This window comes from Paraflavitalea speifideaquila (genome assembly GCF_032395985.1).
GTDB lineage: Bacteria > Bacteroidota > Bacteroidia > Chitinophagales > Chitinophagaceae > Paraflavitalea > Paraflavitalea speifideaquila.
Map to the genome: position 1 here is coordinate 3,605,691 of NZ_CP135920.1, position 15,970 is coordinate 3,621,660.

At 40.7% G+C, this 15,970-nt stretch carries 16 protein-coding genes and 3 pseudogenes; 10 read left to right on the forward strand and 9 right to left on the reverse strand.

Translation table 11 applies throughout. From position 1 onward, the window contains the following. Nucleotides 1-6: 6 nt before the first annotated feature. The 4 genes from RS881_RS24520 to RS881_RS24535 form a co-directional block, all read right to left on the reverse strand. Complete coding sequence (locus RS881_RS24520; protein ID WP_315823498.1) at nucleotides 7-537, reverse strand: M67 family metallopeptidase; 531 nt, start codon at nucleotides 535-537, stop codon at nucleotides 7-9. Beyond that, nucleotides 534-1,910, reverse strand: coding sequence for a ThiF family adenylyltransferase (locus RS881_RS24525; RefSeq protein WP_315823499.1), 1,377 nt, complete (start codon nucleotides 1,908-1,910; stop codon nucleotides 534-536). Before RS881_RS24525 ends, RS881_RS24520 begins: the two co-directional genes overlap by 4 nt. A 185-nt stretch (nucleotides 1,911-2,095) precedes the next feature. Next, nucleotides 2,096-2,968 carry a hypothetical protein gene (locus RS881_RS24530; RefSeq protein WP_315823500.1) on the reverse strand — a complete coding sequence of 291 codons (873 nt, stop codon included), beginning with the start codon at nucleotides 2,966-2,968 and terminating at the stop codon, nucleotides 2,096-2,098. Continuing rightward, nucleotides 2,965-3,114 carry a hypothetical protein gene (locus RS881_RS24535; RefSeq protein ID WP_315823501.1) on the reverse strand — a complete coding sequence of 50 codons (150 nt, stop codon included), beginning with the start codon at nucleotides 3,112-3,114 and terminating at the stop codon, nucleotides 2,965-2,967. The genes RS881_RS24530 and RS881_RS24535 overlap by 4 nt, the downstream gene beginning before the upstream one ends. A 248-nt stretch (nucleotides 3,115-3,362) precedes the next feature. Here RS881_RS24535 and RS881_RS24540 point away from each other — a divergent pair, with 248 nt between their 5' ends. The 3 genes from RS881_RS24540 (at nucleotide 3,363) to RS881_RS24550 (ending at nucleotide 4,587) form a co-directional block, all read left to right on the forward strand. Continuing rightward, nucleotides 3,363-4,013, forward strand: a complete 651-nt coding sequence (locus tag RS881_RS24540; RefSeq protein ID WP_315823502.1) for an AAA family ATPase — start codon at nucleotides 3,363-3,365, stop codon at nucleotides 4,011-4,013. Nucleotides 4,014-4,087: 74 nt separating this feature from the next. After that, nucleotides 4,088-4,267: a hypothetical protein gene (locus tag RS881_RS24545; RefSeq protein WP_315823503.1), complete on the forward strand. Its 180-nt coding sequence runs from the start codon at nucleotides 4,088-4,090 to the stop codon at nucleotides 4,265-4,267. A 5-nt stretch (nucleotides 4,268-4,272) separates the two neighbouring features. Further along, nucleotides 4,273-4,587, forward strand: a complete 315-nt coding sequence (locus RS881_RS24550) for an AAA family ATPase (RefSeq protein WP_315823504.1) — start codon at nucleotides 4,273-4,275, stop codon at nucleotides 4,585-4,587. A gap of 668 nt (nucleotides 4,588-5,255) precedes the next feature. On the opposite strand, the gene RS881_RS24555 is transcribed toward RS881_RS24550, so the two are convergent. From RS881_RS24555 to tnpA, 5 genes and pseudogenes are all read right to left on the reverse strand, one after another. Next, complete coding sequence (locus RS881_RS24555) at nucleotides 5,256-6,071, reverse strand: Fic family protein (protein ID WP_315823505.1); 816 nt, start codon at nucleotides 6,069-6,071, stop codon at nucleotides 5,256-5,258. Between the two features lie 806 nt (nucleotides 6,072-6,877). Next, the gene (locus RS881_RS59960; protein WP_350340245.1) at nucleotides 6,878-7,045 is read right to left on the reverse strand and encodes a transposase domain-containing protein; all 168 of its coding nucleotides are present in this window, start codon (nucleotides 7,043-7,045) and stop codon (nucleotides 6,878-6,880) included. Then, nucleotides 7,043-8,481 (reverse strand): annotated as a pseudogene (gene tnpC / locus RS881_RS24565) (IS66 family transposase); the annotation flags it as partial. The pseudogene tnpC and the gene RS881_RS59960, both read right to left, overlap by 3 nt. Nucleotides 8,482-8,657: 176 nt before the next feature. Further along, a pseudogene (gene tnpB, locus RS881_RS24570) lies at nucleotides 8,658-9,040 on the reverse strand (IS66 family insertion sequence element accessory protein TnpB). A 3-nt stretch (nucleotides 9,041-9,043) separates the two neighbouring features. Then, a complete protein-coding gene (gene tnpA / locus RS881_RS24575; RefSeq protein ID WP_315814461.1) occupies nucleotides 9,044-9,361 on the reverse strand; it encodes an IS66 family insertion sequence element accessory protein TnpA in 318 nt (105 codons plus the stop codon). Between the two features lie 1,191 nt (nucleotides 9,362-10,552). Here tnpA and RS881_RS24580 point away from each other — a divergent pair. The 7 genes and pseudogenes from RS881_RS24580 (at nucleotide 10,553) to RS881_RS24610 (ending at nucleotide 15,935) form a co-directional block, all read left to right on the forward strand. Next, nucleotides 10,553-11,227 (forward strand): AAA family ATPase, encoded by a 675-nt coding sequence (locus RS881_RS24580; RefSeq protein ID WP_315823507.1) that lies wholly within the window; start codon nucleotides 10,553-10,555, stop codon nucleotides 11,225-11,227. A gap of 29 nt (nucleotides 11,228-11,256) precedes the next feature. Beyond that, nucleotides 11,257-11,475, forward strand: a complete 219-nt coding sequence (locus RS881_RS24585) for a hypothetical protein (protein ID WP_315823508.1) — start codon at nucleotides 11,257-11,259, stop codon at nucleotides 11,473-11,475. Nucleotides 11,476-12,309: 834 nt separating this feature from the next. After that, nucleotides 12,310-12,627, forward strand: a complete 318-nt coding sequence (locus RS881_RS24590; protein ID WP_315823509.1) for an ArsR/SmtB family transcription factor — start codon at nucleotides 12,310-12,312, stop codon at nucleotides 12,625-12,627. Continuing rightward, the gene (locus RS881_RS24595; protein ID WP_315823510.1) at nucleotides 12,627-13,079 is read left to right on the forward strand and encodes an SRPBCC family protein; all 453 of its coding nucleotides are present in this window, start codon (nucleotides 12,627-12,629) and stop codon (nucleotides 13,077-13,079) included. The genes RS881_RS24590 and RS881_RS24595 overlap by 1 nt, the downstream gene beginning before the upstream one ends. 274 nt (nucleotides 13,080-13,353) lie before the next feature. Then, nucleotides 13,354-14,813, forward strand: a pseudogene (locus tag RS881_RS24600) (PEP/pyruvate-binding domain-containing protein). Continuing rightward, on the forward strand, nucleotides 14,810-15,127 hold the full coding sequence (locus RS881_RS24605; protein WP_315823511.1) for a hypothetical protein: 318 nt from the start codon (nucleotides 14,810-14,812) through the stop codon (nucleotides 15,125-15,127). Before RS881_RS24600 ends, RS881_RS24605 begins: the two are co-directional and overlap by 4 nt. Before the next feature lie 4 nt (nucleotides 15,128-15,131). Next, nucleotides 15,132-15,935 carry a PEP-utilizing enzyme gene (locus RS881_RS24610; RefSeq protein ID WP_527250435.1) on the forward strand — a complete coding sequence of 268 codons (804 nt, stop codon included), beginning with the start codon at nucleotides 15,132-15,134 and terminating at the stop codon, nucleotides 15,933-15,935. Nucleotides 15,936-15,970 lie beyond the last annotated feature (35 nt).

Genomic DNA, 15,970 nt, shown 5'->3' on the forward strand with positions numbered 1-15,970 from the left:
ATTAATTTATTCCATTTTTATTGGGAAGTCAATACTATCTTCTCGGATTATCGTTTCCTTCCTTTTATCAGATAAATGATATTGGAGCAGCTTATTAGTGTAATAAAAATACAAAGCCATTTTATAATCCTTTTTTCGGATCTCCAGAATCATAAGAACAGGATTAGTAATTAATACATTCTTATCATTTGCAAGTTCCGACATAGCTTTGATGTCAGTTCTGCTCGGATCCGCCGGACCATCTGGATGAGTGTGCCACTCACCTACATATATCAGACTTGGACTGGCATTGTATTTCAATTCAAGAATTTCCTTTAGACCTTCAGAGCCACGTTCAAAGCAATATTTGGATGATTTATATTTTTGAGGCAAAATAATATCTTCAACTATAACTACCTTGTTATCACTTGTGTATCTGCCTAACAACAACCCTCCAAACTCCTTTGGATAGTTGTTTATTCCGTAGCCTGCAATTTTTAGAACGAGTTCTTCGCTAATGATCAATTGCAACCCCGTTTCTTTATTTACGAATTTCAAAATTGTCTCAGTTTAATAGTAAATTCATTTTCCTCAGAGCAAGACAGGAAGAAATTTCTAACAGTGGTCGTTTGGATAAAACACTGGTTGATATGACGAAGCGCAAATTGAACCAAAACTGAAATGTCATTGAAGGATGCCTTAAATGTTGGGCTCCAGCATCCAGTCGAGATATACAAATCCTCTGATTCCTGTTCAAGTTGATGAAATATCTGCTGCATCCATATATATATATTCTGCTTGGTTGCGCATATTAATTCCCTTGCATGGTTCGTTATTGATAACGAAAATACTTCACAATTCAGATTAAGTTTTCCTATCAGGAACGCAATGTCATTGTCGGTTGAACAGTCGAAAATAAGATCATACTGATCAAGGTGCTCCTTAATAGCCTTTAACCAGTCAGCGTTATCGTCATTTACGGCGATCTTGAATAAATCGGTAAGCGCTTCGCTAGTTTTAATTTCTACAAAAGGAGATATAGCAGTTAACCTATTTGTGAGCTCATTTACCTTAGATGTAAGGCCTGGAAGAAAGCTATATTCCGAACGGCAGATATTTTCGGGTTCTTTTATATCATGATCCACTAATACAATGTCTGTTACACCACCCCGGACAAGGGTTGTGGATATCATACTACCTATGGCTCCAATACCTAAAATAAGGACCTTTGCTTTTGCAATCTTTGGGTGGAAAGCTCCTCTGCCGAAAAAATAGGAATATGAAGAATTTCTGGTTTGTGCCCAGATAACAGACTGCTCTTTCAATCTGCTTATCCAGGCGTTGGTTCCAACTATTTTTTGTCCATAGTTTGGAAAGTCATTTATTGGGATCAGGATTGCCTGCCAATGAATTTCAGTTTTATTAATTGGGTAGCCGATTAATAAGGGGATATGAGATATATTAGATCCACTAAACTGTATTTTTTTCGAATAGGCATCCATATAGCGCAGGAATTCCTGGCTGAAAAAGTTTTCCAACTCATGAAAACTTTCCACAGTGAAGCGTTTATTTTTGACCGGAGGAACGTTATTGAAATAGAAAATGCCTTCACTTGTATCTAACTGTCGGTAAATCTCGCTCCATTTGCAGGCTACCTGATCACGGTTGATTTTGAAATTCTGAACCATAAGCGTGGAATAAATTTCTTTTCTCCAGGTACCTTCGTTTAGTAGCGAGTAATTAAATTGACCGTACATTCCCTGCTTAAATGTATAGTCGACATCAGTAAAAATGAAAATACGGTTTTCTCCATCTATGGCATTATGATTGACAATTATGTGTTCGTAGTTAGCATCAATCTCCTGGTTAATGTAATACTTAGTTATCCAATGCTTCAAACCATTCAGATCTAGAGCTATTTTTTCTGCCAATTCAGGATGGTGTAGGGTGTGAACACAAACGGAACCATCACGATTTATATGATTGAAAGGCAGTAGTTCTTTGTTGATAAACCGTATTGTTTCAGATTCATGAAATTGGAACGGGTATTGCGGATAAATCTCGACATCAAACGAAAGTGTAACGGATTGCTCAGAAAGCGAAATTCGGCCATAAATTACCTCCCCTTTTTTTTTTGAAAAGGAGAGGTAATACGGGCACTTGTGAATTCCGTAATCGCTTTTTCAATTGTCGCTATTCTGTAATCCATTTCAACCGAATCGTTTTGGGGAGGTATAGAGATCCCTATAGCTTTTTCGCCGTATCTGTTATCTAAAGACTTTTCTTCCTCACAAGGAAATTCGCTATTAGGAATGAAGTACAATTTTATACTGTCACTGTTAGCTTCAATATTTTCAACCATATATTTCATGTCTTGACTTAATTCGCTTTTGTCGGAATCTGTTAAGGTGTCCGCAACATCATTATTACTGTTGCCCGGATCTGGTAAAGACACCTCTTTTACATTGTCCCTTATGTATTCCAAAACAGCTTTTAGTCTTTCCCATAAATCCCCAGTAATATCCTTTTTGTCGAACGCTTTAATAGTAATAAGCTCAATAAAAAATGATTTGTAGCGCTTGTCTAAGTGAATCTTCCAAATTTTGAGTAATCTGATGATTTCTCTTAGTGAAGTTTTATCTGCATTATCCTTGATGTTTTGTATTTGCGCCTTCACATTACTCTGCAACCGGTCACTTCCAGCATCAAGCTTACCGAATTGGCTATATACATACAAGTTTAGCTTATTATCATTTTTATATTGATCCTTGTTTAATTCCCTACCGGGTACAACATCGATTTTGACAACATCGCCATCAGCATCAGCATAAAATTCTATCCCTACAGAAACTTTCTGCTTTCTGACGTTGGCGAGATTTTTGTACTTCTCATAAAGAAAGTCATACACGGCGGTATACATCTTTTCCAGGGTGTCAAAAGCATTTCTTTTGAAAGGGGCGATAAGATCAAAATCAAACTTTTTATTCACCGCAGTATTTTTGCATAGGAACCCGAGTTAAAAGGATCATACAGGTCGCTTTCATATTTGTCCTTAAGTACTGTTACAATTTCATCCCGCTTTTCAAGATGCTTATCGAGAAGTTTTTGTTTATTCCTGATTTTGTGGGATTCCAACGTACATTCTAAATGCTTTTTCTTGTTAGTTGCCATAAAGTGAAAAATTTGTCTTCTGAAAATTAATTATCGAATCACAGGGTTTATTATTTTCAAAGTTTTGTAAAAGGCAAATCGGAAGGGTTAACTTATTAACAAACTGTTGATAATTCCATTTTTTGAATAATTTCGAACCCTGATACCTACATATGCTAATCACGTTTTCAGTTGGCAACTATTTATCTTTCAAGGAGATCCAGACATTAAACATGGCAGCGGATTCATTGAAAGAATTACCGAATAATCTACATATTCCATATTTATATAATAAAGATGAGAGGTTATTAAAGAGCATTGCGATATACGGGCATAATTCGCATGGTAAGTCGAACATTATAAAAGCGTTTCAATTCCTGCATAATCTGATCTTTACTTCGTTTACAAAAGGCCAAATAATAAACTACATAGAACTTGAGCCTTTCCGACTTAACACAAGCATGAAGGATAAACCGAGTTTTTTTGAAATTGTATTTTTAATAAAAGAAACGAAGTATAGATATAAACTAATGGCCACTTCCTCTTATATCATTGAGGAGGGGCTTTATTATTCCCAAGCGAAAATCAGAGAGAATTACATTTTTGAGCGAACCGGCCAGGATATAAAGGTTAGCAAACAATGGAGTAAAGAGAATAATAATAAGATAGAGGGGTTAATTCAGTTTGCGAAGCCTCATATCCTATTACTTTCCGTTCTTTTATCACAAGAAAATATTACCAGTATTTCAGAGATAGGAAAGTGGTTAAGTAACAATTTAGTTATTCCTGATATTTATATTCAGGAACTGAAAAAGCACAGAGTATTTATTCAAATTCTGATTACACAAACCTTATTCTCAAATTTATCTCGGCAGCGGATTTAGGATTTACGTCAATATTTGACAAGCTTGATAAATTAAATAAATCAAAGCCATCATTTGAAAAAGGCTTCTTAAATATGGCTTTTGATAAAGAAATAAGGGATTTTGAGTTATATACTAATCACTCAGTTTTTAACCAGGAGCATAAGGAAGTAGATAAAGTTGAGTTTGAATTGTTGAAAAATGAATCTGCGGGTACTATTAAATATTTTATAGTTGTTTGCATTTTAGCTTATGCGATAAAAATTCCCAACTAATTTGGGTGGATGAACTTGATGCAAGGTTTCATTCTTTACTACTCGAAATGCTCATTGCATCTTTTCATAATCCAGAAATTAATCCAATTAACTCTCAGTTAATATTTACAACTCATAATACACATTTACTCGATCAGAAGTTGAGGAGAGACCAAATGGTTATAGTTGATAAAAACGAATGGGGGAATCGTCAATCACCAGGGCTCATACTATTGAAAAGCCTGTGCGAATTGGAAAATCTTTGGAGAAAGAATATCGGAAGGGAAATCTTGGCGGGGTTTCAAAAAAGTAAAAGGGAAGCTTGGGCCTACGCTTTTTGATGATTTGTAATAATTAAAAAGCTGTTACTCAAGTTGTGTCATTTCATAATAGTTGTGTAATTTTATTTAACACGATCAATAAAAGCCGAGGTGGCAAATTCGGTGCACCAGCCAAAAACTGTGAGCCTAATGCCTTGATAATAAACTAGATTAGAGAGTAGGTTCTACTCCCTCTCTCTCCGCAAACACAGCAGCAACGGACGGCCCCCGCTTCGCGGGGCTTTTGTTTTGGCGCGGACCGTGCAAAGCTTGCTTTGCTAAGGGAAGCGGCAAAACAAAAAGGCGCCAGCCGTCCGTTGCTGTTGTGCTTGACGCCTCCCCTTAAGGGATCGCCGAAGGCAATCCCTCCCTCTCCGCAAAAAATAGAAACGCCTTCAAGTTGTTGAATTTGAAGACGTTTTTCGTTCGAAATATTTCCACGGGTTTAAGGCCCCTTCAATTTAATGTTTGATTATCAAATTGTTGGCAGGTTCGAAGTGTATTAGGGAAATCTGCAGACTAGAATTTGCGAGATCATTAACTACTACTCTTTCATTCAACCGGGCCCAACTCAAATGTTTTTCTATATGCCAGTTGCATCAAGGTTATTTCTTCATTGGTTAGCCTGGCAAAATAGTCTCGCCTTCTCCTGGGAAATACACCCTTATTCTGATGCAGAAAAACAATCATCATATTAATGTCCTTATCCGGCATGTCCACAATGCGTTGCAACTCTTTTTCACTTCGTCATATCGTTGTATGAATACAAGTTCTTCAGGCATATCTTGTTTAAGAGTTGCATGAATAACCTGGGCTAGGTAAATGCATTGATCGGTCAGATCCGGATATCTGAAATAACCATCTACTTCTTTAAGGTTAATCACCTCAATTTCACCATCTCCCTTTTTATCGTACCTGATCTGCTGCATCAAAGGCTTCGAATATTTTTCCAGTGCAGCGTCATAATCCCTGATATTATTGAGCATATGGGCCGATACCGGTATGATCAACCCCTTCGGTACAACCCCGTCGTGCACAAGAATATCGTGTATTAGGAACCTGTGCAGCCTGCCGTTGCCGTCTTCAAACGGATGAATGAAAACAAAGCCGAAAGCAATGATAGCCGCCCTTATTTCCGGGTAGATGCCTATGGTTTTAAATGCTGTATCTTTTAAACCTTCCATCAATGACAATAGAATAGCTGGTGGCGGGCACACATAATGGATCAGGTCCTGGTAATTGGATAGTGACTGCCCGATATAGTTCTGAAAATTACGAAAGCCTTTCGCCGCAAACCTGGGATCGACTATTGCATTTTGCAACTGTGTTAGCCGGGCTTCAGCCAATAGCAATTCTGTCTGCTCTGTCCCAGCCCTGACCAGCAACGCAATAAATTTTTCCATCCTGTCGGCAGAAGGCTGTTCCTTTTCGATCTCATAGGAAGAGCGGGTTTCCTTCGTATAGAGATAGCTGGTTGCCCGTCTGAAGATGTCGGGGGAATTCATTTTTAACTTTTGTATTTGTTGCGATATATCCTGGCTTAATAAGGCAGTAAGGATATTCGTTTTTCTCACCATCGGGCAATAAACTGCGGTGCCTAATAAATTGTTGTTGATGCGCCATCGCGCATCCTTTACCGTTTTACCCGTAATATATTTATCTGAGTCTAGGATTTCCTATATATGAGCAGTGGGTCAGTAAATATCCCGATAAGTCATACCGCTCCTGAAGCCATTGATATCCTGCTGGTTTTGTAGGCATACCGTAATTTACGGTAAAATTGTTAATCTGTACGGTAAAATGATTATATTATGAATTTAGTGCAGTAAAATGATCGCGCGTATCTTGAAAAGGCTGTAAAATGGTTACCTAAGGCGAATTTTACAGTAAATCGTTGTCTCCTTATCAATTGTTGCATTTGTTCGAACACATTCCCCATCACCGGTTTATATATCTTTTTCACTTTGCCGTTTGAGAATTCAGCAAATACCTATTTAAAAATCCACAATCTTATTCATGTCAGCCACAAACAGGTTCGAAAGCTGTAACCTACAGCCCGCAAACACAACAGCAACGGACGGCCCCCGCTTCGCGGGGGCTTTTTGTTTTGGCGCGGACAGTGCAAAGCTTGCTTTGCTAAGGGAAGCGGCAAAACAAAAAGGCGCCAGCCGTCCGTTGCTGTTGTGCTTGACGCCTCCCCTTAAGGGATCGCCGAAGGCAATCCCTCCCTCCCCGCAAGACAAAACAAAGTGCTCCCGATAGGGGGCACTTTTCATTGTGTGTCTCCGAGTAGCCTAAAAAATCGTATTGTTTAGTTGCCTAATTTTGCTTTAAGCCGTAGTGATGGCTTGTGTTTTTTCCACTGGTGGGGTAAGAGTTTCCTGAGTTGCGCGGTAGTCATCTCGTTGATGTTATGACTAAGCACTTCGCGGAGCCACTCATAAGGGTTTACGGTATTAAGTTTGCAGGTAACCAGCAGCGAGTATAAGAGGCCTGCTCTTTTGGCCGCTTCATGCGAGCCACAGAACAGGTAGTTTTTGCGTCCGACAGCCAGGTTTTTCATACAGCGCTCTATGGGATTATTATCAATATGCAAATGATTAGTAGAGGCATAGAGACTTAAGCCGTCCCAGCGTTTGATGCTGTAAGCTATAGCCTGTGCTATAGGGCTTTTCGGTTTTAGCTTTACATACTCCTGCTTCATCCACTCTCCCAGTTCTTTTAAAATAGGCACAGATTGTTCTGTCCGCCGCACTTTGATCTGGTCCGGGTTGAGCTGCTCTTCTCTACATTGCTCCTCGATCTTATAAAGCTTCGCTATCTCGGTCAAAGCATATTCTGCCCGAACTTTATCATTGCCTTTCGCCTCATAAAAATGACGGCGGGCATGGGCCATACAAAAGAACACATGTATTCCTTTGATGTCCAACTCTTCATAGACATCATAACCATCTACCTGCAAGTGACCCTTAAAATGTTGTAAGATATGTTTGGCTGCCAATGTATCCCTCCCCGATGATAATCAAAGTAGATCAGTTGCCCGTTATGCGTTAAGTACGTCCAGTAATACCCCTGGTGGGTATCTTTCTTCTTATTCCTGTCCAGAACCTGTATGGTTGTTTCATCACCATGCCAATAATCATATTGGTACATCTCATGCAGGTGCAGATGGCCCAGTGGCGCTACCACGTTCGCAACCTGCCGTACCCAATCGGTAATGGTTGAATAAGCAATGGTGACATTACTTCTCTTGAAGCAGTCCAACTGACGATTCAGCGGTTTATGATCTATAAACTTATCTATAATGATCTGTGCTAACAACTCCGGCGTGGCAATGCTCTTAGACAAGGCTTGCTCTGGAAGATGCGCCTGCACTATACGATGCTGATCAGGCCGTTCTGCTACAGAGCATTTATACTGAGGGATAATAGTACGTTGGAGAAATATTTCTCCCGGCTTCCAGCCAAGCTGTTCCTTTACTTCTTCTCCCACCTTCTCGCATCCGCTCACATCTTCCGGAGGCTCTATCACGGTCTCTTCCACCCGTAGATGATCCGGAAAGGCATTGGCTAACCCGTTTTCCCGTTGAACCTGTTTTTGCTTTACGTAACTTATCTTTTGAACATCAGCAAGGTTGGTTGCTTTATACCCCTGCTCAAAGGAAAGGCCTAATTCCTGCTGTTGCTGTAAAGGGGAAGGAACAAACTTCTCAGTCTTAAAACCACCCAGTAACTTCGTTAGTTGATACAATTGATATTGAAGCTGCGTTACCTGATCGCGTAATTCTTTATTGCTTTGTAATAGCTCCTGGTTGTTTTGTAGTAATTGTCCATTATTTTGTTGCTGTAGTTGCAGCATTGGAAGCAGTTGCTCATAGAGCGCTTTGTAATCTATATTTTCTGCTGCTGCTGACATTATACAAAGATAGCCCGGCTATGCATTTAAGCTATATCGTATAACCGAAAGTTATACAGCCGATGCGTGGATAAACCCGCATTCAAAAATGATTTTAAAAAACAGCACCAAAAAATGTGGATAACCCGGCCTGTTTTTCTTAAAATAAAAAACGTTGCCATTTTTCGATGGCAACGTCAAATATATTCAACCCATGATCCATAAGGATTACATCGTACCGATGTACCGCTTTCGAAAAACGCTTTCTTCAAAGAAACGCCCTGTAAGATCATACTTAATTGTTTAGCCGTAATACTACTGTGAGTGCCTTCCATAATACCTGCCGGTAACTCAAAGGTACCTTCCTCTAATCGCTTATAGTATAAGCTAAAACCATCCCCTTCCCATTCTAACGCCTTCAGGTGCGTTTGCCGTTTGTTCAAAAGATAAATACATCACCCGTCTGAATTTCCATTCCCAGTTCGTTGGTAACAAGCCCGCTCAAACCGTCAAAACTCTTCCTTACATCCGCCCACTTATGATACAACCAGTAATGGGTGCCGTTGTTGATCTGTAACATAAGTTAACTGATTAAAGCTTTTAAAAAACTCACAGATGGCTCCCGGTAAAAACGGATGCCCCGGTATTCCGCAAAGAGATCCTGGGAAATGGAAACCTCTTGCTGCCCTGTCACTGTTAGCAAAGTGAAACTACTTTGATTCTCCATCGGCTTATCTTCCAACCGGGCGTGATATTTCTTCTGCCAGTAGTGATATGTACCAGGTGAAAGATCATACAACTCACAAAAATCTTTTACTGTCATCGAACTGGCTTCATGTTCAGCTATCAACGCGAACATTTTTTGCTCCTTCGATAAGCCACTTGATTGCTTTTGTTCCATACGTTTACATTTTTGATAAGCCCAAAAAGTAAACTTTTTATAATATCTTAATTTTTAGCTACTCGGAGGTACACTTTTCATTTAGGGGTATGCCGGTTTTAATCGGCAACGCGAACAAATGAAAATACACGGCGCAATAGCGCCCTCCCGTGTACCGCAAATAAGAGGAGTGTACTAATTCGTCTTCGGAAATTTTATATAAGGGACTTTTTCATTCTTCTTCTCCCATTTAATTAATCCGACATTTTTAGCGAACCACACCGTGCCGATTCTTTTAGAATCGCGAAACAATTCAGAAATGTCCATTTTAAGGCAATTATCATAGGTTCGATCGCCCACTTTCACCGTCTCTTTGCCTACGTATTTAAATATCTTCCGGTAATCTCCGTTTCTATATGTATAATTTACGTCCTGTTTTATTCTTTTTGGAAAGAAAAGAACCAGGTCTGTTGTAAACTCCATATTTTTTTCCATCCCTCACTCACATATAATTTCCCTTTATAAAAACAATATATAAGTTCAGCAAAGATTTGTCCTCCATGTAGATCCGGGAAAGTGAATCTAATGTCAGCTTTTCAAAATAAAATACATTATGCCTGCTTTTATGATAGTTCCAGTATTGTGACTTATTGTATCCTCTAATATCAGTTTTTCAGGCAAACTGTTTCGCTGTCTCCTTGTAATGGCCAAGGGAGCTGATTAATGGTTTTTGTTTCTTCAAGAATAGCAATGGTAGTTTTATCCTTTTATAGGCATCCGTATACCTATCCTTAAATATGGGCAATAGGAAAAAAAGAATAATTGTACCTCGTTTTTCTTTATAGTTGAAATATTTAAACAGTGCAGCAAAATATGTGGGATATAATTTCTGTAGCCTTTTCATCAAATTATAAAAAATTATAGTTCTGTAAACAAGATTCCAGTTATAGAAAGCACTATAATAAGTTGATTTTTCATTTCCTAATGCCTGAACTCACTTTATAATCTTTAATCTAAGCCAGTAGTTTTAAAAAACTAATTTCTAACGAAACTTTTAAGGCTGGCATCCTATAAAACGCTGACAAACAATACATTAAGATATGTCCTGCATAATAAGCGCTAAGGGTTAAATAAAGGGTCCTTAGCGCTAATTATAACATTATATTTTGCGCTAAGTCAATATTTTTTATACTTGCCGCATAATAGCTAACAATGGAAAAAGTTATTGGGCGCAAAGAGGAACAAAAAATATTAGATCAATTACTTAAAAGTGAAAAGCCAGAGTTTTTGGCAGTCTACGGACGTAGGCGAGTCGGTAAAACATTTCTTATACGTCAGGTTTACAACAAACAGATTGTATTTCAGATGACTGGCATTGCACGGGCTAACACTACACAGCAACTATCCAATTTCTTTTCTGTTTTGAGTGAATTAGACTCAACAGTTGAACAGACTAATCTTCCCAAAAATTGGTTTGATGCTTTTAATCTACTTAGAATTTATCTTCAAAAGCTGCGTTCGCCCAAGAAAGTTATTTTCTTCGACGAATTACCATGGATCGATACACCCCGTTCGAACTTCCTTTCAGCTCTCGAACATTTTTGGAACGCATGGGCTTCCGGTCGCTCCGATATGCTCCTGGTAGTTTGCGGCTCAGCAGCATCCTGGATGATTAATAAACTGATCAACAACAGAGGCGGACTCTATAACAGGGTTACACAACGGATCAGCTTAATGCCTTTTACGCTTCAGGAAACAGAAAGTTTTTTTCGCGCTCATCAAATTCAACTAGATAGGTACCAAATCCTTCAGATATATATGACCATGGGTGGAGTTCCTTTTACCTTAATGAAATCAGATCAGGTCAGAGCGCATTTCAGGAAATAGACAGACTGGCGTTTTCAAAAAATGGATTATTGGCGTTAGAATACGACAATCTATATCGCTCTTTATTTACTAATGCAGACAAACATATAACGATAATAGAAGCACTTGCAGGAAAGCCTAAAGGGCTTGGCAGGGAGGAAATTGTGAAATTAGGGGGAATTAAAGACGGAGGTGCTCTTACGACCATCCTAAGGGAATTGGAGGAAGGTGGATTTGTCAGCAAAAGTGTGCCATTTGGAAAAAAATAAGAGATAGCCTTTATAGACTTTCGGATCCATATACACTGTTTTATCTTAAATTCATAAAAGACCAGAAGTTATCTGGTTCTGGAGCATGGTTAAGCCGGATAGATAGTCCTGCATGGCGGGCATGGAGCGGCTATGCTTACGAAAGTATATGCCTCCAACACATTCATGCTATTAAAAAGCATTGGGTATAAGTGGAGTTTATACAGAGGAAGCTTCATGGGTAAACAAAGAACGAAGCGTTCAGATTGATCTTTTGATAGACAGAAGAGATCATGTAATTAATCTCTGCGAAGTGAAATTTACTCAGGAGCCATTCACACTGACCAAAACATACAAGAAAGAATTTGAAAAAAAAAAATATTCAGCTTTAAAGAGGAAGTACAAACCCGAAAAGCGTTTTCCCCGTACTCATAACCACATGGGGGTTAAAAGAAAATATACACTCTATTGGGTTTATACAAAGCACTATAACGATGAATGATTTGTTTGAGCCATTGTAGGACATTTATATCAACAAGAATACTTCGAACTAAAAGAGCCTTCAAATCCAACGACTCGAAGGCTCTTTTAATTTTTCGTCGGGAGATACGGATTCGAACTAAGTAGGTGAGCCTAATTGACATATTTTCAAAAGGCGATCTGGACAAGACCCGGTATTAATTTCCCTCCCTTTCTGTTGCACCATCCAAAGCAGGCTTCCCGGAGCCTGGGTTCAGATAGATTTTAGAAACTGATTAGTTGCGTGTATATTCGCAACTGGTTGGTTTCTTTATATACTAAATTAAGTAACCAACCGGACTGTTACCAATCCATTCATACAGAAATGACCATCTAATGAGAAGAGATATTTTCCAGGCGATTGCCGACCCGACAAGAAGGGCCATCCTTGTTTTAATTGCCGTACAGGCAATGACCCCAAATGCTATTGCCGAACATTTTGACACAACACGACAAGCCATTTCTAAACACCTAAAGGTTTTAACTGAATGCGACCTGGTCAAACAAGACCACCAGGGCAGGGAAATTTACTATCTGCTTGAAATTGATAAAATGAAAGAGATAGATAAGTGGCTGGAACAATTCAGGAAGATCTGGGAAAGCCGGTTCCTGCAACTGGATCAACTTTTATTAACCATTAAAAAGAAAAAATAATGCCACACAACTTGCAGTTCGACTTCATTGCCGATAAGGCAAAGAATACGCTGACTGTACGACGTGAGTTTTTAGCCAGCCGACAATTGGTTTGGGATTGTCACACCAAAAGCGAGATGCTTGACCAATGGTTTGCGCCGGCCCCGTTAATCACAAAGACCAAATCAATGGACTTCCGCGAAGGCGGTCACTGGCATTATGCCATGGTAGAACCAAACGGTACAGCATACTGGGGTTATACAGAATACGTGAAAATACAACCGATCGACTATTATACAGCCCTGGATGCTTTTAGCAACGAAGCAGGAGAGATCAACAAAGACCTGCCTCGTGCTGATTGGAGGGTTACCTTTACAGACAAAGGAGAAAATGCCTTGGTAGAAACAGTCGTAACCTATAAATCGCTGGCCGACCTGGAAACGGTCATCAAATGGGCATGGAACAGGGCATGATAGCAACGTTGGCGAAACTGGATACCCTGTTATTATCACTCAAAAAATAGAACTGATACATAGCATCATTGCTAAAAAAAAGGACCTGCAAAATTTGCGCAGGTCCTTTGCTATTTAACATGCACAAGCATGCATTTGTTCAAAAGTTTATTTCTTTTAGACTTCTGTTTCAGCCCTGTAAATCACCTACCTTGGACACTTTCCCACCTAATAATCACCAGCCAATATGAGCACATACGTACTTGATTTTCAGGAGATCGACCAATCAATGATCATGTCAGTAGGAGGCAAGGGCGCTAACCTGGGCGAACTATCACGCATTACCGGGATAGCAGTCCCGGTTGGTTTTTGTGTTACTACCGAAGCCTATAAAAAAATAACCAGGGATAACCAGGAACTTAACAGCTTGCTCGATGCATTAACACCTATAAAAGCAACAGAACGATCAGCCATTAACACCCTCAGTACCAGTATCCGTAAAGCCATTGAAAGTAGTCCCTTTCCCAAAGACATGGCAGACGCGATTACAGGTTACCTCTCAAGGTATGATAAGCAGGAAGCCTTCGCTGTACGTTCCAGTGCAACGGCCGAAGACCTGCCTACAGCTTCCTTTGCAGGCCAGCAGGATACCTATTTGAATATTGTGGGGAAGGAAGCCATCCTTCAGCACATCTCCCAATGCTGGGCCTCCTTATTTACTGAACGGGCAATTACTTACAGAATACAAAACGGTTTCGATCACCGTGCAGTCTATTTGTCGGTAGTTGTTCAAAAGATGGTCTTCCCCGAAGTAGCAGGCATTTTGTTTACGGCCGATCAATCACCGGCAATAGAAAAGTTGTATCAATTGATGCCAGCTTCGGCTTGGGCGAAGCATTGGTGGCCGGCCTGGTAAATCCTGATATTTATAAAGTGTGCAATGCACAGGTGATCGGCAAGCATATATCTTCCAAACAACTGGCCATTTATGTCTTACCCGAAGGAGGAACAAAAGAACAAGCGATCGGGCCGGCGCAGCAGAACACACAGGCCTTAACGGATGAGCAAATAGTACAACTAGAGCGGCTGGGCAGAACGATCGAAACCCATTTTGGCCACCCACAGGACATTGAGTGGTGCCTGACGGATAATAACTTCTATATTGTTCAGAGCCGGCCCATAACAACCTTATTCCCGGTCCCTCAAGCCAATGACCAGGAAAATCACTTGTATATATCTGTCGGCCATCAACAAATGATGACCGACCCGCTGAAACCATTGGGTTTATCCTTCTGGTTGGCTTCAGCCCGCGGCCATATGTACACCGCCGCCGGCAGGTTGTTTGTTGATGTAGCCCCCATGTTGCGTACATCCGCCGGCAGAAAAGGAGTGATGGATACCCTGGGCAAATCAGATCCCCTTATCAAAGATGCACTGTTGACCATCCTCGAACGGGGCGACTTTATACCAGCACCTCCCACCGATCAGGAGGCGCCAGTCCCCGGTAAAAGCAATCCGGCTATTCCGCCCCACACACCCATGGACAACGATCCCGCAATCGTTGCAGAGTTGATCCAGCATAGAGAAACATCCATAGAAACATTAAGACAAGCCCTCAGCACAAAGTCGGGGCCGGAAGTATTCGATTTTATCCTCGAAGACCTGCGGGACTCAAAGAAGGCACTATTTGACCCGCGCAATATGGGCGCCATCATGGCATCGATCAACGCTGCAGCATGGATCAATGAAAAATGAACGAATGGTTAGGCGAAAAGAATCCAGCCGATACCCTGGCCCAATCCGTACCCAACAATATTACTTCAGAAATGGGGCTGGCGTTATTGGATGTAGCAGATAAGATCCGCCCTTATCCGGAGGTGATCCTTTATTTACAACAGGTAAAAGACCAGGGCTTGGGGAGCAGTTGGTTAAGTTGCCGGGAGGAGAGGAAAGTTACGACGCTATCAACACTTATCTCAACAAATACGGCATGCGCTGTGCCGGCGAGATCGATATTACAAAAACCCGTTGGAGTGAAAAGCCAACCATACTCATTCCCTGATCCTTAGTAATATCAAAAACTTTGAACCAGGTGCCAGTAAACGGAAATTTGAGCAGGGTCTGCAGGAAGCTTTGAAAAAGGAACAGGAGTTATTAGATCGATTGAAACAACTACCAGGTGGTGAACAGAAAGCCGCAGAAACCAAACGAATGATCGACCAGATCAGGAATTTCGCCGGTTATCGGGAATATCCCAAATACAGCATGGTCAAGCGCTATTTTATTTATAAACAGGCTTTATTAAAAGAGACCCAACAACTAACAGATGCTGGCATTATCCATGAAAAAGAAGATATCTACTACCTCAGTTTGGAAGAGCTTTGTGGAATTGCGAGAGGCGACCAACAGGTAAATTACGAACAGATCAATGAACGCAAAGCGGCGTACAAACGGTATGCTCAATTAACGCCGCCACGGGTGATGACATCAAATGGCGAGATCATTACAGGCGCTTACAAGCGGGAAAACCTCCCGGAAGGTGCTATTGCAGGGCTCGCTGTTTCTGCCGGGGTGATAGAGGGCCGTGCGCGTGTAATGGTTAATATGGAAGAGGCCGATCTGGAACCAGGCGACATACTGGTGACCACCTTTACCGATCCTAGCTGGACTCCCTTGTTTGTATCCATCAAGGGCCTGGTAACAGAAGTGGGTGGACTGATGACGCATGGAGCTGTAATAGCCCGCGAATATGGATTACCGGCCGTAGTAGGAGTGGAGCAGGCAACCCAACTCATAAAGGACGGTCAGCGTATCCGGGTGAATGGAACGGATGGGTATATAACCATCCTGCACGAAGGCAGTGATTCCGATACCTAAATGAACCCATCAGGAGCAATGAGCCACCCACTGGT